Here is a 21,835-nt window from a genome sequence, read left to right on the forward strand (position 1 = left end):
CTCCTTATCTTTCATCAAGCACGATAGTGATGTGGCTCATTCTCTTTTCGATTCTGTAAGCCCTGCCCTGTGCTCTTGGTCTGATTCTTTTCATTGTTGGTCCCTTGTTCGCATAACAAGCTGCAACATAAAGGTTCTCTGGATTCATTCCGTTATTGTTTTCTGCATTAGCAATTGCAGATTTTAATAACTTCTCTATCAATGTTGATGCATATCTTGGATTATATGCTAAAATACCAAGTGCTGTTTGTACATCCTTGCCTCTGATTGCGTCTAAAACAAAACCTGCTTTACGAGCAGAAACTCTAGCGTAAGATAATTTTGCGGATGGTCTATTATCTCTTTGGTTTTCATTTCTTTCTCTCTTTATCTGGGATCTATGTCCTTTTGCCATGGATGTAACCTCCTTTCAAACTATACGTTCTCTATCAATTTATATCGAAATGAAGATGTTACGCAAACTATCTTCTGCCTTTTTTCTCGTCCTTACCGTGACCTCTGTAAGTTCTAGTTGCTACGAACTCACCTAATTTGTGTCCTACCATATCTTCAGTTACATATACAGGTACATGTTTCCTGCCATCATGAACTGCAATTGTATGTCCCACAAAGGAAGGGAAGATTGTAGAACGACGTGACCAGGTTTTAATTACACTTTTCTCGCCTGCTTCGTTCATAGCATCTACTTTTTTTAATAAATGCTCATCAGCGAATGGTCCCTTTTTTAATGAACGTGCCATAGGTTTTGACCTCCTTATATTACAATCGTTTCTGCCTTATTGTGTCGCCACTGGCAAAACCACGAATTTTTTAAAACTGTGCGTCCTATTATTTAGCTAACGCTTTACCGTCTCTTCTTCTTACAATCAGCTTGTTAGAAGATTTGTTTTTCTTTCTAGTCTTTAAGCCAAGAGCTGGTTTACCCCAAGGAGTACATGGGCCTGAACGACCGATACCAGTCTTGCCTTCACCACCACCATGTGGATGGTCATTAGGGTTCATTACAGAACCACGCACTGTAGGCCTGATACCCATGTGACGCTTACGTCCAGCTTTACCAATGTTAATTAACTCGTGGTCAGCATTTCCAACCTGTCCAATTGTTGCTCTGCACATAATTGGTACCATTCTCATTTCGCCAGATGGCAATCTTAATGTAGCATATTTGCCTTCTTTCGCCATTAACTGAGCACTGTTACCAGCAGAACGCACCATCTGTCCACCTTTTCCAGGCATTAACTCAATGTTGTGTACCTGAGTACCAACTGGAATAAACTGTAATGGAAGGCAGTTACCAACCTTAATTTCAGCATTTTCACCGTTCATTACTGTCTGGCCAACTTTTAATCCAGCAGGTGCAAGAATATAAGCTTTAGCTCCGTCAGCGTAGCAGATTAAAGCAATATTGGCTGTTCTGTTTGGATCGTATTCAATCGTCTTAACTGTAGCTGGAATACCATCTTTTGTTCTCTTGAAATCAATAATTCTATATTTTTTACGAGCACCACCACCGTGATGTCTTACCGTGATTTTACCTTGATTATTACGACCAGCGTGTTTCTTCATAGAAACGACTAAAGATTTCTCTGGTTTGGAAGCGGTAATCTCTGAGAAATCAGAGCTAGTCATATGCCTTCTGGAAGGTGTATATGGGTTAAACTTTTTAATTCCCATGCCTGTTACTCCTTTCGATGAGTATCAACGCTGTCTAGCGTATCTCATTCCTGTATTTATTCTTATCGGTTATAAATAACCATAATCTGTTCTATCAAATTACAATTGCCTGCTAATTAAAGGCCTTGGAAAATCTCAATATCAGCACTGTCAGCTGTCAGCTGAACAATTGCTTTTTTCCTTTTAGCAGTTTTTCCAACTGTATTGCCACGTCTGCGGCTCTTACCGTCAAGGTTCATTGTGTTTACGCGGGCAACTTTAGCACCAGCAAACATTTTCTCAACAGCTTCTTTAATCTGACCTTTTGTTGCATCTGTGTGAACATAGAAAGTATATTTCTTTTCGCCCATACCTTCCATAGATCTTTCCGTAATAACTGGTTTAAGGATTACATCATAATATTTTAAATCTGCCATTATGCGTACACCTCCTCAATTTTAGCAACAGCATCCTTTGTGATTACAAGTGAATCATATTTTAACATCTCGTAAACGCTAAGGCTGTTTGATAATGTTGTAGCAACTGTAGGAATGTTTTTAGCAGAATAAAGAACTTTTTCATCTTTTTCAGCTAAAACTACTAATGCTTTATTTACTTTAAGGTTGTTTAATACTTCAACCATTTTCTTTGTTTTGAAATCATCCATTTTTAACTCGTCAAGAACGATGAATTTGTTATCGTTTACTTTAGCAGTTAAAACAGATTTAATAGCTGCAGCTTTTTCTTTCTTGTTCATTTTAAAAGAATAATCTCTTGGCTTTGGAGCAAATACAACTCCACCGCCTGTCCATTGTGGAGATCTTGTAGAACCTTGTCTTGCATGTCCAGTACCTTTTTGTCTCCAAGGTTTTCTACCGCCGCCGCTTACTTCTGAACGGGTTTTTGCACTCTGAGTTCCCTGACGTTTGTTCGCTAACTGTAACACAACTGCCATGTGAACTAAGTGTTCATTAACTGGTGCAGCAAAGATAGAATCGTTTAATTCAAGTGTTCCAACTTCTTTGCCTTCCATATTTAAAACAGATACGTTTGCCATTTCTGTGTTCCTCCTTCCTCAAAGCTTATTTCGCTTTTACTGATTCTCTGATTTCTACCATAGATTTCTTAGGTCCAGGCACACAACCTTTAACTAAGATTACGTTGTTCTCAACATCTACCTTAACAATCTCAAGATTCTGAGTTGTTACCGTTACATGACCCATCTGGCCAGGCATTTTTTTGCCTTTGAATACTTTAGATGGATCAGAACAAGCACCGTTGGAACCTGCATGTCTGTGGAACTTGGAACCGTGACCCATAGGCCCTCTGGATTGTCCGTGTCTCTTGATAGCACCCTGGAATCCTTTACCCTTAGATGTTGCAGTTGCATCAACCTTATCGCCAGCTGCAAAAATGTCAGCTTTGATTTCTTGACCTACTGTATACTCTGTAGAGTTTTCAAATCTAAATTCTCTTAAAAATCTTTTTACAGCAACACCAGCTTTTTTAAACTGACCTGTTACTGGTTTATTGACTAATTTTTCTCTAATATCACCGAAACCTACCTGGATAGCTTCGTATCCATCATTGTCCATTGTTTTAATCTGTGTTACTACACATGGACCAGCCTGAAGTACAGTTACAGGTGTTAATACTCCGTCTTCATTGAAGATCTGAGTCATACCAATTTTAGTTGCTAAAATCGCTTTCTTCATGCTTTGCGCACCTCCTATTTAATCTACAGCGGATTACGTTCCGGATATCCTTCCCGCAATCATCCTAGACGGTCTACAACCGAGTGCTTGGTATCCAACACAAACTTTTGTATCTCGTTGCTTGGACTCTATATATAAACCCTAAGGATTTTCCCAATTTCAATAATCTTATTTGTTTTTCATCTTAATGTCGATGAATACACCAGCTGGCATTTCCAATCTTGTTAATGCTTCCACTGTTTTTTGTGAAGGACTCATGATGTCGATTAATCTCTTGTGTGTTCTCTGTTCGAACTGTTCTCTGGAATCTTTGTATTTGTGAACTGCTCTTAAGATTGTTACTACCTCTTTCTTTGTTGGCAGTGGTACAGGTCCACTCACCTTAGAACCTGTCTTTTTTACAGTTTCAATAATTTTTCCAGCTGACTGATCGATTAACTGATGATCATATGCCTTCAATGTAATTCTCATTACTTGACTTGCCATAAAAAAAGTCGCCTCCTTTTCGCACTTTTGTGAAATTCCTCTTTTCACATCTTTCAGTACGACAAGCGGTGACTGTACACTCATCCGTGTGTATCATAACATTTCATTTTTCAAAATGCCTACACAACCATTTTCTGTCTAAATAAACTTAAACACAGAATATTATGTTCTTGTACAGTGACTTGTCGCCAGTTTCCTAACTCAGCATTCGCTCCACGGAAAACCCTTGCTCTCTGCAAGGCAACCTCACGCTTCTTAGCTATCAATGCCACAGCAATTGTTATTATATACTAGTATAATAATTTTTGCAAGTTTTTTTTATAAATTAATTTATCTTTTTTGGTAATTTGAGTTTTCTTTTGTTCTACTTATTTATCATAGCAGCTTCTCTAGGATATCCAATTCAGAAGCTGCCTAAACATATCTTTTATTATGTTGTTCCTAAACATATATTATGTTATAGAAGAAACTCTGTCTTTGCCTTAAAAAACAGGCTGGCAAAAGAAGTGTGTTTTCTTGCTTTTCCTTATCTGCCTGCTGTTAATAAATCATCCATAATTAATTTTAACCTGCTTTTAAGACTTACTTCTCCCAACGCCCTGAAGCTCCACATGGAAGCACTAATCCATTGGATGTAACAGGAAGTCCAATTTCCTCCGCCTTTACCTTGCCCCCATATTGATTTACAAGAACGGTATTCATCATATAGGACAATACTGCTGGCTGAAGTCCTGTTGTATAAGAATTTACAAGGAAAAATAATGGTTTGTCCGATAGCACCTGCGAACAAAGTTCAATAAATGGATAAATCTTTTCTTCAATTTTCCAAATCTCTCCTTTTGGCCCTCTTCCATAGGAAGGGGGATCCATAATGATGCCATCATATTTTCTCCCACGGCGTATTTCACGTTCTACAAATTTTACGCAATCGTCTACAATCCAGCGGATTGGTGCTTCTTCTAATCCTGATGCAACTGCATTTTCTTTCGCCCATGTAACCATGCCTTTGGATGCATCTACATGGGTTACACTTGCTCCTGCCTTAGCTGCTGCACAGGTCGCACCACCTGTATAAGCAAATAAATTCAATATATTAATAGGTCTATCTGCCTTCTGGATTTTATCTCCAAACCAGTCCCAGTTGGTTGCCTGTTCTGGAAAAAGGCCTGTATGCTTAAAGCTGAATGGCTTCAAGTGGAATGTTAAGTCCTTATAATGAATCTCCCACTGCTCTGGAAGGTCAAAGAACTCCCATTCTCCGCCACCTTTATTACTTCTATGGTAATGGCCATTTAACTGTTTCCATTTTTTATGCTTTTTAGGAGTATCCCAGATAACCTGTGGGTCTGGTCTTAATAAGGTATATTCTCCCCAGCGTTCTAGTTTTTCACCATTGGACGTGTCAATTACTTCATAGTCTTTCCATCCATCTGCAATCCACATGATATTACTTACCTTTCGTCTTTCTTCTTATTATAATTATAATCATTATTACTAAGATACCGTAGGTTTTGTTTATTGTCAACCTATTGGTAATTTTTCATATTAAAGTTGAATTTCTTAAAATACTATTACTTTTCCACATTATTCTTGACGTAATCCATAAAAACCCCTAAACTTAAAGTATCGTATCCTACATACGAAATCAACTGTATTATGGAGGTTTTTATGGGAATTATAACACGTTTCAAAGATATTATGTCTGCCAATGTAAACGCCTTACTAGACAAAGCGGAAGATCCTGAGAAAATGATTGACCAGTGCCTTAGAAACTTAAACAGTGATTTAGGGAAAGTAAAAGCGGAAACGGCTTCTATTATGGCAGAGGAACAGCGTACCAAAAGAGTACTTACAGAATGCACTGAGGAAATAGAGAAATATCAGGCTTATGCAGTGAAGGCACTGCAGGCAGGAAATGATGCAGATGCGAAAAAATTTCTTGAAAAGAAAGCGGAACTCACTGCAAAACAAGCTGAACTTCAAGCCGCTTATGATACTGCAAAAAACAATGCGGACAATATGAAAGCTATGCACAACAAGTTAGTCAGAGATATCTCCGAAATGGAGTCCCGTCGTGATGCAATTAAAGCAAAACTTGCTGCTGCTAAAACACAAGAACGTATTAATAAGATGACTGGTTCCATTGATGGTGCGAACAATTCCATGGCTGCTTTCGAACGTTACGAAGAAAAAGCCAATAAAGCACTGGATAAGGCCAATGCAATGGCTGAACTAAATGCTGGCACTAAAGATGAGTTAAAAGACCTCACAAGCAAATATGACAATCCGAACAGTTCCGTAGATGCTGAATTGGAAGCTTTAAAAGCAAGTTTAAATATTCAGCCTTAATACTATAACCTTTCAGGCTGGCTTTTGCCGATACAGAAGTCAGCCATTTTTATACTATGTAAAGATAAAACCACATATAATGTATTCAACTTGAAGTTAAGATTTATTCTTAACCCATCAAATACAACCGAATTTGGAAAGGAGTGCTAATTTCTTGATCTTACAACACAAATGCCCTGATTGCGGTGCCGATATGCAATATGATGCTGACAGCCGTCTGCTGAAATGCCCAAGCTGTGGCAAAACCCAAAACATTAAAGATATGGAACCTGATTTCGATCCCAATGCCAAACAGAGCCACGATGCAGAAGCTTCAGCGGATGATGTGGATGAAGTTTATGGTGATTTTGAAGATTTTGAAGAACAGTCTACTTATGGTACATACGAGGATAATGAAGCAAAACATTATATCTGCCAGAATTGTGGTGCCGAACTGATAACTGATGCAGATACTACAGCCACAATATGCTCCTATTGTAATTCTCCTATGATATTAGGAGACCGTTTATCTGGAAAAATGGCACCTTCTAAAGTAATTCCATTTACCATTAGCAAGGAACGAGCAGAAGAAACATTCAAAAAATGGTGTAAACACGGACTGATTACTCCAAAGGATTTCACAAAAGCCGACCGTATATCCAGTATCACTGGTATGTATGTTCCATTCTGGCTATATGATGTAAACGGCCGTGGGGAAGCTCATGCCCATGCAACTAAGGTCCGGCATTATACTTCCGGAGATTATGATGTCACAGAAACAAGACATTATCAAGTCTATCGAAAAGTCTCTTTGAATTTTAATGATATTCCTGCTGATGCTTCTGAAAAAATGCCCGATGATATGATGGATAAATTAGAACCTTATACTTATCAAGATTTAACGGACTTTAATACTCCATACCTGTCTGGCTTTATTGCTGAAAAATACAACTATACAGATGCTGAACTATTTCCACGTATTAAACAGAAAACAGAGCATTATATGGATCAGTATATCAGCAACACCATTACTGGATATTCTTCTGTTACTTTCACAGATCGAAGTTACGATACCAGACAGAAAAATGCCATCTATTCTTTGTTGCCTGTCTGGATGCTTTCTTATAATTTTAACGGAAAAAATTATCTCTTTGCCATGAACGGGCAAACAGGCAAGGTGGTGGGAAAACCTCCAGTCAGCAAGGGAAAAGTAGCCTTATGGTGGGGCTCCATTACACTAGTTACGTTTCTTATCTCATTTTTGATTACTATGGCAGCAGGAGGTGCATTCTAATGAAAAGACATGTTGCATTCCTATTTCCCCTTGTAATGATCTGCTTATGTATCATTTCAGCAGTTTCTGCTCCTGATATTATTCTGGCTAAAAACAGTGCCTCTGAAGTTATATTTGATACTGCTGATTTATATACACTAGAACAAGAGGCTGACTTGCAAAAGAAACTCTCCGAAACAGGTGATTCCTTAGGCATAGAAATTGTTGCCATTACGTTAAACGGTATTGGAAATGCAGATTTAGACAATTACATTTCTGAATTCTGGGAAAATCAGAATTTTTCTAATGACTGTGTTCTACTAGTCATTAATATAGATCCAGCTGACAGGAAAATCCTGATTCAAGGATATGGAAAGGGCAATCTATATATTAGCAGCAAACGTGCTAAGACTATTACTGATAACATGGTTTCTGACTGTAAATCAGAACATTATTATGAAGCAACCTGCTACTATATAGAACAAGTTCAGTATTACATGAATCATAAAGGGGAAGCCCTGATTCCTCGTGCTGGTTTATGCCTTCTTGGTTCTATGGTTTTTGCAGGAATTATTGTCTTGATTATGGTGGCAAACTCTGGTGGAAAAGATACTACTAACGTCAATACATACTTAGATTTTTCCTCCTCAAAGCTACTTGCCAAACGCGATATCTATACACATACTACCACTACACGCCACAAACGGCAAAATTCATCAAACAGTAAAGGTGGCGGTGGCGGACACAGTCATTCTTCTGGAAGTTCCAGTTTTTAATATACTTTTATTACAAAACAAGATTTACAAATAGAAAGGAAGATTCACATGGGTTTATTTTCAAAAGAATTATCAAATGTAGTAGAATGGGAAGAATTTCGGGATGATATGATCTTCTGGAAATGGAGTAACCGGGAAATCAAAAAAGGCAGTAAGCTTATTATACGTCCTGGACAGGATGCAATCTTTTTAAATAACGGACGAATTGAAGGTATTTTTAAAGAGGATGGTGACTATGATATTGAATCTCAAATTATTCCTTTTCTTTCAACTTTAAAAGGATTTAAATTTGGCTTTAATAGTGGAATGCGTGCTGAGGTGCTCTTTGTAAATACAAAGGAATTTCAGGTTCGCTGGGGAACAAGAGGTCCTATTAATTTACCTCATCCACAGATGCCTGGGGGACTTCCAGTCCGTGCCAATGGGACTTTTACTTTTAAAATAAATGATTATGTTACACTAATTGACAAAATCGCTGGTGTTAAGAACAGCTATACCGTTGAAGATGTAAGAGAACGTATCACAGCAGTCCTCGACCAGCTCTTAATGAAATGGATTGTTCAGGAAGGAAAAGATATGTTTAACTTAATGGCAAACTCTTACGAAATTTCCAAAGGCATTAAGACTGACTTAGATATGGAACTTATATCTTCTGGATTAACCATTACTGCTTTTACGATTGGAAGCATTAACTATCCTGAATCTGTTCAGAAAATGATTGATAAAGTTGCATCTCAGGGCATGGTAGGTGATGTAAACCGTTATCAGCAGATTTCCATGACAGATGGCATTGCCAATGGCAATGTTCGTGGTGGTGGTATGGCTTCTGATATGGCTGGCATGATGATGGGCATGCAGATGGCAAATCAGATGATGAACCAGATGAATAATACTGCTCCTAACAATGGTCCTGCACAGGCAAATGGAGCTTCAAACACTGGAGCAAAACCAAACTTCTGTCCAAACTGCGGAACAAAAACAGATGGAGCTAACTTCTGTCCGAACTGTGGCCAGAAACTATAAAGGCGAACTTTATATATAAGTTTATAAGTCAAAAGCATGATTCATTGTACCTATTACAATGAATCATGCTTTTTCATCACTCTTTTAATAATCTTAATATCCAACTTTCTTTCCGCCTGAAGTCATGTAACCACTGATTCTTCCAGCTTTATAATCCTTTTCCTTTGTTGAGTTTGGAACTGCTGGATCAGTTGGGTCATAATGAATGGAAGACGAAATCTTAATAGCAGGATTTTTTCCTAAAGGCCCTGGCGCACTTGCATTTCCTGTTACAATCTTAACAGGTGTTCCCTTAGATACATAATCGTAAAACCATTTTGCATCTGCTACCGTCATACGAATACAGCCTGCTGAAGCTGGTGAGCCCAATTTGTTATAGTGATTCGGATTCAATGCGTAATGTGAGTCAGCACCTACTGCTATGGAATGGAAATATACATTTCCAACTACATGGGATGCCCATCTTGCATATACAACACTTCCATCTGGTTCATACATTGGCTTCATGGTATATTTGACACTAGTTCCGTTACTGCTAATGCTAAAGTCGCCGATTGGTGTATATGAGGTATCTTCAGATAAGCCACTTGCTCCTTTATTGGTCCAAGTATCACGGCCAATAGATACGGTACAGGTCTTTACAGGAATACAGTAAGATTTTTTCTCACTGTCATAAGCATAAACCGTTACACAGCATGCCGCACGGTTTACTTCAACTCTAAAATTATTTACATTCGAATCGTTGCTTTCCTTAATTCCCAAAATATCTGTTAAATCTGTTACCTTTTCACCATCTTTATAATAAAATTTATAAGTTTTTCCCTGATAAGGCTCATAAACCCATCCATTTTTACCTATCTCACTTTTACTAATAGAAAATGTATAAGTACGGACTGTTGTATTTCCAACTTTTGCTTTTACCATTACAATTCCTGGGTGTCTAAGCTTATTTAACATAATAACAGCATAATAGCCACTTCCGCTTTTCTTTCCCTGATAAGTAACTAGGTCATCTGTTCCATCAGTCTTACTGTATACCTGGAATGTTACAGTACCTTTTTGACTTGGGTTATATAAATATACTTTTTTGCCACCCTCCACATTTGTCTTCATCATGTACATAAAATCATCAGGCTTAAAAGTATAACTTAAAGATGCTGACTTGACTTTGATTCCATTTCCCATAGTCACATATGCTTTTGCATGATAGGTTCCAAAATGATATCCATGATTTTTCGCATCTACTGTAACCTTATAAGTACCATTACTTTGTTTTACCCCTGTATAAGCATAAGCATCCTTTGTTTCTCCTGTCCGCCATACCTTCACAGAAACATTAGATACTCCTGATCTGGAGTTTATCTTGCTGACAGTCAAGACAAATGTGCCATTTTTAGAACTTGGGCTTTTCGCCGTAAGCTTCGCTGCTGCCCCTGACACCTTAAATGTTGACTTGTTTAAAAGCACCTTTGTCTTCCACTGGGTATACCCATATGCATTCACTTGATAAGTTCCTGTTCCCTTATACTGAAATGTAGATATATCCATCTTTCCCGTATAAGTTTTCCAGGATGATGAATACGTTGCACTGTAAAAACGAGATTTTTTACTCCCATCTGCTTTTCGATACACTTCAAATGATACTTTTTTAATTTTTCCTGGGATATAAGCATTTTCTAAGTTAAACTCCATTGTTTTGTCAGAATGGCTAATCACCTTTACAGTACCCTTTTTAGCTCTTCTATCTATCTTTGTCGTACTGGAAACTAATCTGGTGTTGCCACTCTTATCTTTCACAACTGCTTTTACTGTAAAATAGCCTAATTTATATTTTATGTCCTCCATACTTACAGCCGCATAATAATAAGTTCTGCTGTCATTCTGCGGCTTTGCTGTAGAAGTATATAATTTCTTGCTTCCATCATAAATTTCAAATTTTACATCTTTTACTCCATAAGGATTCTCAAGGCCTTTCAGGTAAATTCCAAAAGACTGCTTTGCCTCTAATGCACTGGTTACTTTTGTAGTGAAACTAGTACACTCTGGCTGAATGACAAAATGTGTGGTTTCTTTTGTTTCCTTCTGATTTCCCTTGGTTACAACAAGCTTTGCAAAATATGTTCCGTAACCCTTCTCAAATTTACTAATGTCTGCTTTCCAAATAAGCTTTTCAGAACCAATAACCTGATTGTCCCCTATCTGAACAGCATTAGACTCACTGCTTCCTTTTTCCTTCTTCCATACATAAACAGCTGCTTCGCTTCCAGCATCTACAGATGTTCCTCCCAAAACAGAAGGACCATACTCAAATACTCTTACTTGGGAACCAGTCTTTTTATCAGCTGTAAATACCCACTCAACTGGCTTTACTGGTTTCTTTGATACTACTGGTTTTACACTAGCCGATGGAACCGGCGTTTTTGAAGGTTCTGGTGTGGAAGATGCGGAAGGTAACGGATATTCCGAATTACTATTCCCAAACTCAATTGCATGATCTGCTTCTATATATTCATCACCAGCTAAAACCGAAACATAGTATTTTACATTTTCGTATTGTTTAATATCTGCAATATGGATTTGTCCTCTAAAAACTCCATTCTCACAGTTATGTACATCCAATACAATTCTTTCATTATAAACATAATCCTCTTTTGTATCTCCAGCACGGTTGACTCGTACATCCATTATAGTATTCATATACCAGTTCCCAAGACCAGAAACCGTATACTCACATATGCCTTTTTCCTTATTTACCTGCACATCAAGCTTTATCGATGAAGATGCCTGAATTTTTATTGGAATAACATAAAAAAAGATGCAGGCAAACACAAAAAACCCTATAAATATATGCTTATTCCTTATGATATTTTTCATCTTTTCCTCCATAAAATCAATTTTTCCAGTCTTAGACAAAATGAGCCGGTAAACATTTTACCGACTCATCCTACCTGCTTCAAAAAAATCTTTTGTTCTATAAAAAATAAATTAAGCTTTTCCTACGGAACCGAATAATTCCATTTTTTCTTTCACAGTTGCTTTAATAGCTTCTGCACCTGGAGCTAAAAGTTTACGAGGGTCGAAACCTTTGCCTTCTAAATCTTTTCCAGCTTCTACATATTTTCTTGTAGCATCTGCAAATGATAACTGGCATTCTGTATTTACGTTGATTTTAGCTACACCAAGAGAAATAGCTTTTTTGATCATATCTTCAGGAATACCTGTACCACCGTGTAATACTAATGGCATATCTCCTGTTTCTTTCTGGATTGCATCTAATGTTTCGAAGCTTAATCCAGCCCAGTTTTCTGGATATTTACCATGAATGTTACCAATACCGGCAGCTAACATAGTTACACCTAAGTCAGCAACTGCTTTACATTCAGCAGGGTCAGCACATTCACCAGCACCTACGACACCATCTTCTTCTCCACCGATAGAACCTACTTCAGCCTCAAGAGAAATTCCCAAAATATCACAAGCATTTACTAACTGAGTAGTTTTTGCAATGTTTTCTTCGATTGGGTAGTGGGAACCATCGAACATGATAGAAGAGAAACCAGCATTGATACAAGCTTTTGCACCTTCAAATGAACCGTGGTCTAAGTGAAGGGCAACTGGTACAGTAATGTTTAATTCTTCGATCATGCCTTTTACCATACCAACGATTGTTTTGTATCCGCACATGTATTTACCAGCACCTTCAGATACACCAAGGATAACTGGAGACTGTAATTCCTGAGCTGTTAAAAGAATAGATTTTGTCCATTCTAAGTTGTTGATGTTAAATTGACCTACTGCATATTTTCCTGCTTTAGCTTTTGTAAGCATTTCTTTAGCTGATACTAATGCCATAATATTATTCCTCCATATCTTATTGTATAATGATTTATTCTAAAAAGAAGGTTATCCTTCTTAGTAATTGCTCCTATTATAACCTATATTTTCAGAAAAGGGAATATCATTACTGTAGAATTTTACTAAGTACTTGATTTACTAAGCTTCCTTCCGCTTTTCCTTTAACTTTAGGCATTAAAACCTTCATTATTTTTCCTTTTTCTTTCATAGTAGCGGTTTCTAACCCAAGTTCTGCAATACAGTTTTTGATTTCTGCTTCAATCTGGGCTTCATCCATCATCTTTGGCGCAAACTCATTGAAAATAGCAATTCTTGTATTGCATTCTTCTATGATATCCGTTCTGTCAGCTGGAGTTAATTCCAAAGTCTCTTTCTGCTGCTTGATTTGTTTTAAGACAACTTCGTTTTCTTCTTCCACTGTTAAATCAGCCCGTTTATCAATCGCCTTATTCTTTAATGCTGTAAGCAAAGCAGATAGTGCATCTTTTCTCGGCTTATCTTTATCTTTCATTGCCTGCATCATCAAAGCTCTTACTTCATCAATACGACTCACAATATATCCTCCTTATAACATAAATTATATTGCCTCATTACTACATAAACTATTCTACATGGAAATGTTAAGTTTTACACTAATGACAGCTTCCGCCACATCCGCAGCCACAGCCTTCCTCACTATGTCCCTGACAAGTTGATTCACTTGATACTGCTATGCCGCCATCAAGAAATGTGGAAACCGCAACGTTAATATCACCAGTCTGGCCAGGTACAACTTGAATTCCATTTTGGAAAAGTGCCATCATTGCACCTTGTCCAATTCCACCACAGATTAAGACATTAATCTTATTGTCAGCCATCATCTGGCTTAATTCATCATGTCCACTTCCCGTAGATGCAACATACTCTTTGCTTATTAATTTGCCATCTTGAATCTCATAAATAGCAAATTTTTCACAGCTTCCAAAATGCTGGAATACATTATCCTGATCATCTGTTGTAACCGCAATTCTAAGTCCAGCATTTCCCTGATTGAAACTGCTTTCCTCTTCCCCACCAATTACCGGGCAGGCTGCTTCTATATAGTTTACAGCTTCATCTAGCCAGCTGCCTTCCAACCCTTCCACATCCTCTTTATCAACCGCACGTGCAATTGTCTGGGACAGCGGCATTTCGGCTAAAAGTTCCAAGCTGTATTTGGAAGCTACTTCATTTATTTTACTCTCACCAAATACCTGAATTTTATGATTACAGTTATCGCATTCCACGTAACTATAATTTTCTACCAGTCCAATAATCGGAACATCCATTGCTTTTGCCATATTAACAGCTTTTCCAACAATCATGGATACTAAATCCTGCGGAGATGTCACAATAATAATTCCATCTAGAGGAAGTGACTGGAATACTGTTAATGGTACATCGCCTGTTCCTGGTGGCATATCTACAAACATATAATCTACATTTCCCCAGATTACATCGCTCCAAAACTGTTTTACTGTACCTGCAATAACAGGTCCTCTCCAGATAACCGGCATTTCCTCTTCTTCCAGCAGAAGATTCACGGACATAATTTTTGTACCGTTTCTGCTTTCAGCTGGGAAAATACCCATTTCATTTCCCTGTGCTTTTTGATGTATGCCAAATGCTTTTGGAATAGATGGTCCTGTTACATCTGCATCCAAAATAGCTGTTTCATAACCTTTTCTTTGAAAGAGAACAGATAAGTAAGATGTGATAAATGATTTTCCAACGCCGCCTTTACCACTCACAACGCCAATTACCCTTTTCACTTTACTATACTGATTCATTGGCTCTAATAATTCTTCTTTTGTGGGTTTTCTTGAGCTGCATGACTCCGAACAGCTTCCACAGCTTCCACTACAAGATTCACTCATCGCTCTGCCTCCTGATTTTTATTAGAATAATATGTTAGTTTTTTATCAAACCAATTATCATTATATCATAAAAACATAAGAAATCTAGTATCTATTCTCAAACTTTCCACATTTATATTTTTGTCCATATAACTATTTTTAGTATTAAAAATTTTTAATACTAAAAATGCAGATTTTAAATATGCATGCCAAAACTGTTACTATTTACATTAAAAAAAATGTAGCATTCTGGGGTAAACTATGATAAAATGCTATTTGGTTATAATTTCGCTAAAAGAGGAAAGCCTTAAGTAATGGAGGACAAATATGAGTGAAGCAGTTAAGGTATTTGAACAAAAAATGAAAGACCTTGTTTCTTTTGCAAAAAAGAATAAAGGAATAATAGAAGTTGACAAAGTAAATGATTTTTTTAAGGAACTTAACCTTGATGTCAATCAGATAGATAAGATTTACGAATATTTGGAATCTCACAATATTCTAGTTTTAAATGTTGCAGATGAGGATCCTGATGATGATGTTCTTCTACAGATTGAACAGGAAGACGAAATCTCTCCTCTTGCCGATCCTTCTACAGCTTATATGTCAGATGACCCTGTGAAGTTATATTTGAAGGAAATCGGTAATTATCCGCTGCTTTCTATTCAGGAAGAAATTGAATTAGCTAAACGTATTGAAGATGGTGACGAGGGTGCAAAAAAGATTCTTGCAGAATCTAACTTACGTCTTGTTGTCAGTATTGCGAAACGTTATGTAGGAAGAGGTTTATCTTTTCTGGATTTAATTCAGGAAGGAAACTTAGGTTTAATTAAAGCGGTTGATAAGTTCGATTATTCAAAAGGTTATAAGTTCTCAACTTATGCGACCTGGTGGATTAGGCAAGCAATTACAAGATCCATTGCTGACCAGTCAAGAACTATTCGAATTCCAGTTCATATGTCTGAGGTTATTAACAAAACCTATCGTGTTTCCCGTAACTTGCTGCAGGAACTAGGACGTGAACCTACCGAAATAGAACTTGCCAAAGCAATGAATCTTCCTATCGAGAAAGTTCGTGAGATTTTAAAAGTATCATCTGATCCTATTTCACTTGATACACCTATCGGTGAAGAAGATGACAGCCATTTAGGTGACTTTATTAAAGACGAGTCCATTGTTGGTCCCGAAGAAGCGGCTGCGTATTCCGTATTGCAAGATCAGATTTCTAAGCTGTTAGATACCCTTACAGAGCGTGAACAGAGGGTTCTTATTCTTAGATTTGGTTTAAAAGACGGACGCACAAGAACTCTTGAAGAAGTTGGAAAAGAATTCAATGTAACAAGGGAACGTATTCGCCAGATTGAAGCAAAAGCACTTCGTAAGTTAAGGCATCCAAGCCGTGCACGCATGTTAAAAGGTTATGATATAAGCTAAGCTTCAATATTATCTAAAAAGAAAGCGGAAATATTACGGTATTCCAGCTTTCTTTTTTATTTATATGTACCTTATACTTCTTCCATTTCTTCATTGCCATTTCTCATGAAACTGTTCCAGCTTATTTCTCCACTAAAAAATTTTGCGAACACGATGGAGGATGCACCCCGAAGACCTGCTAATGTTCCAAACGTAGATGTTACTATCTGTACTTCTTTTCCCTTATTAGCAAACGAATATGTATTTACATTTTTCTGAATTGGATCCAAGATACTTCTGGTAAATAAAGACCCTTCGTGCCCAAATATGATAAGCTCCACATCAAATAGGTTGCTTAAGTTTGTCAGTCCTACAGAAACGGCATGAACAAATTCATTCATAACACTAATTGCCCTTTCATCACCACTTTCATAATGTTCCATCAGCTCATCTACTGAACTTGTCCTGCTCTTTGATAACAATACTGGAAGACTCGCATATACTTCCAGACAGCCTCTGTTTCCACAATCGCACTTCTTTCCATTATAATCAATTGACATATGACCCGCTTCCAACGCAAATCCCCTACGTCCGATAATAAGCTCTCCGTCACTGATCACTGCCGAACCAATGCCATGACCAAGGCCCAGATATAAATAGTTATTATACTTTCTTCCATATCCATACAGCTGTTCACCAATAATTGCTGCTTGTGCATCATTGGACGCAAACACTGGAATGTGAAATCTTTCTTCTAATATATCCTTTATAGGAATAGGCGCATCACCTAAAAAGTCTGTACTGCGGACAAGAGTACCTGTACAATTATTAACCAGACCGACAGTGGCCAGACCAATGCCTATCACGGAGTTCCTCTTATCTCCAAGGTAATCTAGCGCTTTTTGCACTAACCTGCATAAATCGTTTACGAATGTTTTTTTTACGTTGCTAAGTTCTAATTTATACTGATCCACATAGAATTCTCCACTGGCTACATCTGAAAGGGAACATATTAAACGTTCTCTCGAAACATAAACACCGATTGCAATGATTTTATTATGTTTTACACTCAGCATAATTGGTTTTGGACCTGTACATCCCATGTTCTCTCTGCTCACTAATTCAGATTCACATATGTAATCGCTTTTCAGAAGGTCATTTACAATATTCGTAATTGTCATCTTTGATAGTCCAAGCTCTTTTGACAATTTTATTCTAGAACAATCTCCGTTTAATGCTAAGTATTTCAGTACCTCTCGTGTGTTATTCTCTCTAAGATACTTTAAATTCTTCCCCTTCTTTTCCATCTTTTGCACCAAACCCTTTCGATCTACAAATATATATCTATTATATTAAATTCTGATTCTTCCGTCAAATAAACCTTTTTTTGTAATTTTTTTAATCTGCACCAAAGAAAGCCCCAGAATTATATATTCTGAGGCTTTCAATTTAGATAAACTTAATTTTAATTATTAATTAAATTCAAACTAAGTTACAAATTATTATTTTAAAGAATAGTTTGTAGGTGCATTCTTATCGCTTCCAAGATTAGCAACAAAGTTAATTGTTACTTTTCCACCTGCTGGTAAATTTGCATCCCAAGCTGGAGCTTTTATTACAACATTTTTACCTGTCTGTCCAACAAAGTCAGCTCCCCATAAGCTCTGAACTGAACTGTTGTAATCGAATGATAATGTCCATCCGTTAATTGACTGACTAGATTTATTTGTTAAAACGATTTGTCCCTGGAATCCGCTTCCCCAATCGCTAACAACACTGTATTCACATGTTACACCTGCAGGAAGGCCTGTTGTTGCACTTGGTGCTTTTGATGGTTCTACGCTTGGTGCTACTGATGGCGCTACTGATGGTGCTACTGATGGCACTACGCTTGGTGCTACACTTGGTGCTACCGATGGTGTTCCGCCAACTGGTTCAAAAATCCATTGCTGATTTGGATTGCCATAAGCTGTCCACTGACATACATTTGTTCCATCTTCTGTTGCATGATTGTAAACATCTAATGTTTTTGTTCCAGCACTAGCTTTTGTAGTAATCATATATGCATTCGCTACCGATGTTGACTGTAACATAAACTGCTGAGCGTTACCGCCGTAAGCATCATAGATCTGTGCATTTGCACCATCTTTATCTTCACCGTTTGCAATATCAATCATAAAGTCACCTAAGGCACTCTTTAATGTGATATAGCCATCAGAGTTGTTTGTTACATACCATTTCTGTCCAGCGGCACCTGTACCTGTACCGATTTCGATATTTGTTACAGCTTTGCCTGTGTTACCAGCTACCTGTAAATATTTCTGGGATAGTGTGTTTTTGATGTAATACCAGCCATCAGTAACCTGTCCAGCTGGCTGTGGGTTTGATGTAGGAGCAACAGATGGTTCAACTACTGGTGTTGAAGAACCGTTTCCATTTGAGAAACTCCATGTATCAAGAACAACATCACCTGAAGCTACAAAGAATACGTTCTTTGTTCCAGTTACTTTGCTGATGCTTTCTGTTACTGTTTTAAAGTTACTTGTACTTCCTGTTGCAGGAATTGTAACATAACCAATTGCTGCGCCAGATGCACTTCCGGAACAGATCTTAATAACTGCTCCATTTTGAGATGCTGCTCTAAGAGTTACTTTGTCAGCTCCGTCATTTCCAAATGCTACATTAGATACACCTGTCCAGTCACCTCTGTTATAAGCAACTGTTGTATCGCCTAAACCATATACATTAACTCCACCTTGCCAAGCTATGTTAGCAGCTCTGTTAGATTCAAATGGATTGACATTTGCTAACTGAGTTACACCTGTAAGAGAACCTTTTGCCTGGCCAAATTTACCATTACTGAAAGGCATTACGTCTACATGTGTTGTACGGTAACCTTTTTGTGCGCCGTAAGCTTGTTTGTTTAACCATTCTGCATGATAGAAAATGTAGTACTGGTTCTTAAAGTTAATGATTGTGTGGTGATTGTTTCCTACAGTTCCGAAGAAATCACCTGGGTTGTTGAAACATGTACCCTGGTATGTGAAAGGTCCCATTGGGTTGCTGCTTGTCATATAAGCAATTTTAGCATTTCCTAAAGGTCCGCCAGCCCAGTTTGTACAATAGGAATAATAATATGTATTGCCAATTTTGTTGATGCCTGCATCTTCGAAAAGCCAAGGAGCATCAATTGTCTGAGGTGTGTTTGCAAGACTTGTCATGTCATTGCCAAGTTTAACTACTCTTGCAGTTTTTGGATTGGAGTTTTGTCCTGTTGGAACGCCACCACCAAAATATAAATAACCTGTACCATCTGAATCAACTAAAACAGCTGGGTCAAATAACCATGTTACATTGTTACAGTTTGCTGTACTACGGCTGATAAGTGCTTTGCCAATAGGATCTTTCCAAGGTCCTGTAGGTGAATCAGCTGTTAAAACTCCGATACCATTTGCGTTATTAGCAAAGTATAGGAAGAATTTCTCTTTTCCGTTAATCTTTTTGTGACAAGCTGTTGGTGCCCAGGAGTTACCTGCCCAACGTGCTGCACCGTTGCTGCCAGCAACATTGATTGAACCATGATCTGTCCAGTTCACCATATCACTTGAAGACATAACGTTAACTTGATTAATCTGTGCATATGTATTATCTTGAACAGAACCAGGATTTGAACTCATAGAACCGTCATTTGTAGCATATACATATACCCTTCCGTTATATTCCATTACTCCAGGATCAGCACTAAATTTCTGTGTGATACATGGATTGTGATTGGATGTACTCTTATAACTTTTCGCTAAGTTAACTGAGTTAAAGACACTGCTGGCATCAGCAGCTTTTACATCTACTGGCTTTACTGGATTAATATCAGCGAGAGATGTTGCAATAAGCCCGCATACCATGAATGTCGATATCAGTTTTTTGAAACCCATAAAACTCACTCCTTATAATTTTATATTTTTTAGTTACTATGTAATTATTCTATGAAAAAATATGTAAATCCCTTTTTCATCTAGCAAAAATATACATGAATAAAGTACAAATTCTAAAATGTTTACTAATTCTGCACACATAATTCCTATTCAAATGTATATAATTGCACAAAATAATTACATTATTATAATATACCAAACACTTAGTTTAATCAATAACATGTAGTACAAGAATTTATAACATTTTACGCATAGAAATGAATCATGTTAATACGAAATTGGAAACAAATGTTGCATAGCAACTGATTTATTGTTACACTAAACTTAGCACAATTTGCATATAGTTTCTGTTCTCACAGACTTTTTCTGCACACAAACACATGTCCAGGAGGAATTTTATGAAACTAATTAGTATTGGGTATAATCATGTACATGACGAATCATTTGAAGTAAACCGTCCTAACGGAATTGATAGCTGGCTGTTTCTTTTAATACGGACACCCGGTGTATTTCGCTATGACCAAAAAGAACTTGTGGTAAAAGAGAACTCGTTTGTACTCTTTTCAAATGATTTTCCTCATTGTTACAAAGCCTACAACCAAAACTATGCAGACGACTGGTTTCACTTTATAGCAACCGATGAAGACATTGCTTTTTTTCATTCGTTAAACATTCCTATAAACCAGGTGGTCTCATTAGCTGATACTAGTTCTTTAAATGCATCGATTCGTAATATGATTTACGAATTTAATTCGGATAACCTGTACAAGTCTGAACTTATTGAAATAAACTATCGGCTTTTATTTTACAAACTAGCACGGGTGCTATGCAACAATCATACATATTACCCAACAAAAGATTCCATCTATTTTGCTCGTATGCAGGCTCTGCGTAATGATATTTATAATAACCCTCAAATTGATCGTTCGGTTGATTCCATGGCTGCTGAACTATCCATGAGCCGTTCCGCCTTTCAACATAATTATAAGAACATTTTTGGCCGAAGTATTATTACGGATATCATTAATAGCCGTTTGCGCAAAGTAAAATACTACTTAACAACAACTGATATGACGTTGGAAGATATCGCTGCTCAGTGCGGCTACCACAACCAGCTTCACTTAATCCGCCAGTTTAAGCAGCATTGCGGACTAACACCAACGCAGTACCGAAAATGCAGGTAATCGGGTAGGAGGTAGATAATTATCTTATCTACCGACCTCCCACAGCACCGTACGTACGGTTCCGTATACGGCGCTTCTCTAGTTTTCACATATTTTCAAATAAAACTCTGTGAATGTTGGGTATCCAAGTTCGCGGAGTTTCTTATTCTTAAACGCAGTTTGTAACACAAAATAACCACCGCAATACCAGTTGCCATTTCGCATATTTGCACATATCCATGCTTTTTCTTCCTCCACGCCTAACTTTTTGAGTTCCTTGAATTTCGTCTTAACCTTCTTCCATTGTTTCCAATAGATTGTCCTTATCTTATGACGCAGCCATTCAT

The 21,835-nt window shown here is 37.4% G+C and carries 20 protein-coding genes and 2 pseudogenes; 6 read left to right on the plus strand and 16 right to left on the minus strand.

The genetic code is table 11. From position 1 onward, the window contains the following. Positions 1 to 4: 4 nt before the first annotated feature. The 8 genes from rplV to BMY85_RS10645 form a co-directional block, all read right to left on the minus strand. On the minus strand, positions 5 to 394 hold the full coding sequence (gene rplV / locus BMY85_RS10610) for a 50S ribosomal protein L22 (protein WP_092478254.1): 390 nt from the start codon (positions 392 to 394) through the stop codon (positions 5 to 7). 67 nt (positions 395 to 461) lie between these two features. Continuing rightward, on the minus strand, positions 462 to 740 hold the full coding sequence (gene rpsS, locus BMY85_RS10615) for a 30S ribosomal protein S19 (protein WP_092478255.1): 279 nt from the start codon (positions 738 to 740) through the stop codon (positions 462 to 464). Between the two features lie 88 nt (positions 741 to 828). Further along, positions 829 to 1,674, minus strand: a complete 846-nt coding sequence (gene rplB, locus BMY85_RS10620) for a 50S ribosomal protein L2 (RefSeq protein ID WP_092478256.1) — start codon at positions 1,672 to 1,674, stop codon at positions 829 to 831. Positions 1,675 to 1,790: 116 nt separating this feature from the next. Next, on the minus strand, positions 1,791 to 2,090 hold the full coding sequence (rplW, locus tag BMY85_RS10625; protein WP_092478257.1) for a 50S ribosomal protein L23: 300 nt from the start codon (positions 2,088 to 2,090) through the stop codon (positions 1,791 to 1,793). Next, positions 2,090 to 2,710, minus strand: a complete 621-nt coding sequence (rplD, locus tag BMY85_RS10630; RefSeq protein ID WP_092478258.1) for a 50S ribosomal protein L4 — start codon at positions 2,708 to 2,710, stop codon at positions 2,090 to 2,092. The genes rplW and rplD overlap by 1 nt, the downstream gene beginning before the upstream one ends. A gap of 25 nt (positions 2,711 to 2,735) precedes the next feature. Further along, positions 2,736 to 3,368: a 50S ribosomal protein L3 gene (rplC, locus tag BMY85_RS10635; RefSeq protein ID WP_092478259.1), complete on the minus strand. Its 633-nt coding sequence runs from the start codon at positions 3,366 to 3,368 to the stop codon at positions 2,736 to 2,738. A gap of 168 nt (positions 3,369 to 3,536) precedes the next feature. Further along, positions 3,537 to 3,854, minus strand: a complete 318-nt coding sequence (rpsJ, locus tag BMY85_RS10640; protein WP_092478260.1) for a 30S ribosomal protein S10 — start codon at positions 3,852 to 3,854, stop codon at positions 3,537 to 3,539. 582 nt (positions 3,855 to 4,436) lie between these two features. Continuing rightward, entirely contained in the window at positions 4,437 to 5,297 is an 861-nt protein-coding gene (locus BMY85_RS10645) for a class I SAM-dependent methyltransferase (RefSeq protein ID WP_092478261.1), read from the minus strand. A gap of 225 nt (positions 5,298 to 5,522) precedes the next feature. Here BMY85_RS10645 and BMY85_RS10650 point away from each other — a divergent pair, with 225 nt between their 5' ends. From BMY85_RS10650 to BMY85_RS10665, 4 genes are all read left to right on the plus strand, one after another. Then, on the plus strand, positions 5,523 to 6,203 hold the full coding sequence (locus BMY85_RS10650; protein ID WP_092478262.1) for a PspA/IM30 family protein: 681 nt from the start codon (positions 5,523 to 5,525) through the stop codon (positions 6,201 to 6,203). A gap of 154 nt (positions 6,204 to 6,357) precedes the next feature. Then, complete coding sequence (locus BMY85_RS10655; RefSeq protein WP_092478263.1) at positions 6,358 to 7,476, plus strand: hypothetical protein; 1,119 nt, start codon at positions 6,358 to 6,360, stop codon at positions 7,474 to 7,476. Continuing rightward, on the plus strand, positions 7,476 to 8,231 hold the full coding sequence (locus BMY85_RS10660; protein ID WP_177180748.1) for a TPM domain-containing protein: 756 nt from the start codon (positions 7,476 to 7,478) through the stop codon (positions 8,229 to 8,231). Before BMY85_RS10655 ends, BMY85_RS10660 begins: the two co-directional genes overlap by 1 nt. A gap of 48 nt (positions 8,232 to 8,279) precedes the next feature. Beyond that, a complete protein-coding gene (locus BMY85_RS10665; protein WP_092478265.1) occupies positions 8,280 to 9,254 on the plus strand; it encodes an SPFH domain-containing protein in 975 nt (324 codons plus the stop codon). Positions 9,255 to 9,347: 93 nt separating this feature from the next. Here BMY85_RS10665 and BMY85_RS10670 read toward each other — a convergent pair whose 3' ends face one another. The 5 genes and pseudogenes from BMY85_RS10670 to BMY85_RS10685 form a co-directional block, all read right to left on the minus strand. Further along, on the minus strand, positions 9,348 to 12,128 hold the full coding sequence (locus tag BMY85_RS10670; protein WP_177180749.1) for a GBS Bsp-like repeat-containing protein: 2,781 nt from the start codon (positions 12,126 to 12,128) through the stop codon (positions 9,348 to 9,350). A gap of 111 nt (positions 12,129 to 12,239) precedes the next feature. Next, positions 12,240 to 13,106 (minus strand): class II fructose-1,6-bisphosphate aldolase, encoded by an 867-nt coding sequence (gene fba / locus BMY85_RS10675; protein ID WP_092478267.1) that lies wholly within the window; start codon positions 13,104 to 13,106, stop codon positions 12,240 to 12,242. Between the two features lie 109 nt (positions 13,107 to 13,215). Beyond that, a complete protein-coding gene (locus tag BMY85_RS10680; RefSeq protein WP_092478268.1) occupies positions 13,216 to 13,662 on the minus strand; it encodes a GatB/YqeY domain-containing protein in 447 nt (148 codons plus the stop codon). Positions 13,663 to 13,741: 79 nt separating this feature from the next. Next, positions 13,742 to 14,188 carry a NifB/NifX family molybdenum-iron cluster-binding protein gene (locus BMY85_RS16280; RefSeq protein ID WP_334292359.1) on the minus strand — a complete coding sequence of 149 codons (447 nt, stop codon included), beginning with the start codon at positions 14,186 to 14,188 and terminating at the stop codon, positions 13,742 to 13,744. Then, positions 14,180 to 15,004: pseudogene (locus BMY85_RS10685) on the minus strand (P-loop NTPase); the annotation flags it as partial. The pseudogene BMY85_RS10685 and the gene BMY85_RS16280, both read right to left, overlap by 9 nt. A gap of 306 nt (positions 15,005 to 15,310) precedes the next feature. Here BMY85_RS10685 and rpoD point away from each other — a divergent pair. Next, the gene (gene rpoD / locus BMY85_RS10690) at positions 15,311 to 16,414 is read left to right on the plus strand and encodes an RNA polymerase sigma factor RpoD (protein WP_092478270.1); all 1,104 of its coding nucleotides are present in this window, start codon (positions 15,311 to 15,313) and stop codon (positions 16,412 to 16,414) included. Positions 16,415 to 16,485: 71 nt separating this feature from the next. Here the strand turns inward: rpoD and BMY85_RS10695 are convergent, their stop codons facing one another. After that, a complete protein-coding gene (locus BMY85_RS10695) occupies positions 16,486 to 17,700 on the minus strand; it encodes an ROK family transcriptional regulator (RefSeq protein WP_092478271.1) in 1,215 nt (404 codons plus the stop codon). 195 nt (positions 17,701 to 17,895) lie between these two features. Continuing rightward, positions 17,896 to 20,325: a family 43 glycosylhydrolase gene (locus BMY85_RS15770; RefSeq protein ID WP_092478272.1), complete on the minus strand. Its 2,430-nt coding sequence runs from the start codon at positions 20,323 to 20,325 to the stop codon at positions 17,896 to 17,898. A gap of 398 nt (positions 20,326 to 20,723) precedes the next feature. On the opposite strand from BMY85_RS15770, the gene BMY85_RS10705 reads away from it, so the two are divergent. Next, positions 20,724 to 21,509 (plus strand): AraC family transcriptional regulator, encoded by a 786-nt coding sequence (locus tag BMY85_RS10705; RefSeq protein WP_177180750.1) that lies wholly within the window; start codon positions 20,724 to 20,726, stop codon positions 21,507 to 21,509. A 78-nt stretch (positions 21,510 to 21,587) separates the two neighbouring features. Here BMY85_RS10705 and BMY85_RS15775 read toward each other — a convergent pair. Next, positions 21,588 to 21,835, minus strand: a pseudogene (locus BMY85_RS15775) (group II intron reverse transcriptase/maturase); the annotation flags it as partial.

The sequence above is a fragment of the [Clostridium] polysaccharolyticum genome (assembly GCF_900111595.1).
GTDB lineage: Bacteria > Bacillota > Clostridia > Lachnospirales > Lachnospiraceae > Clostridium_AI > Clostridium_AI polysaccharolyticum.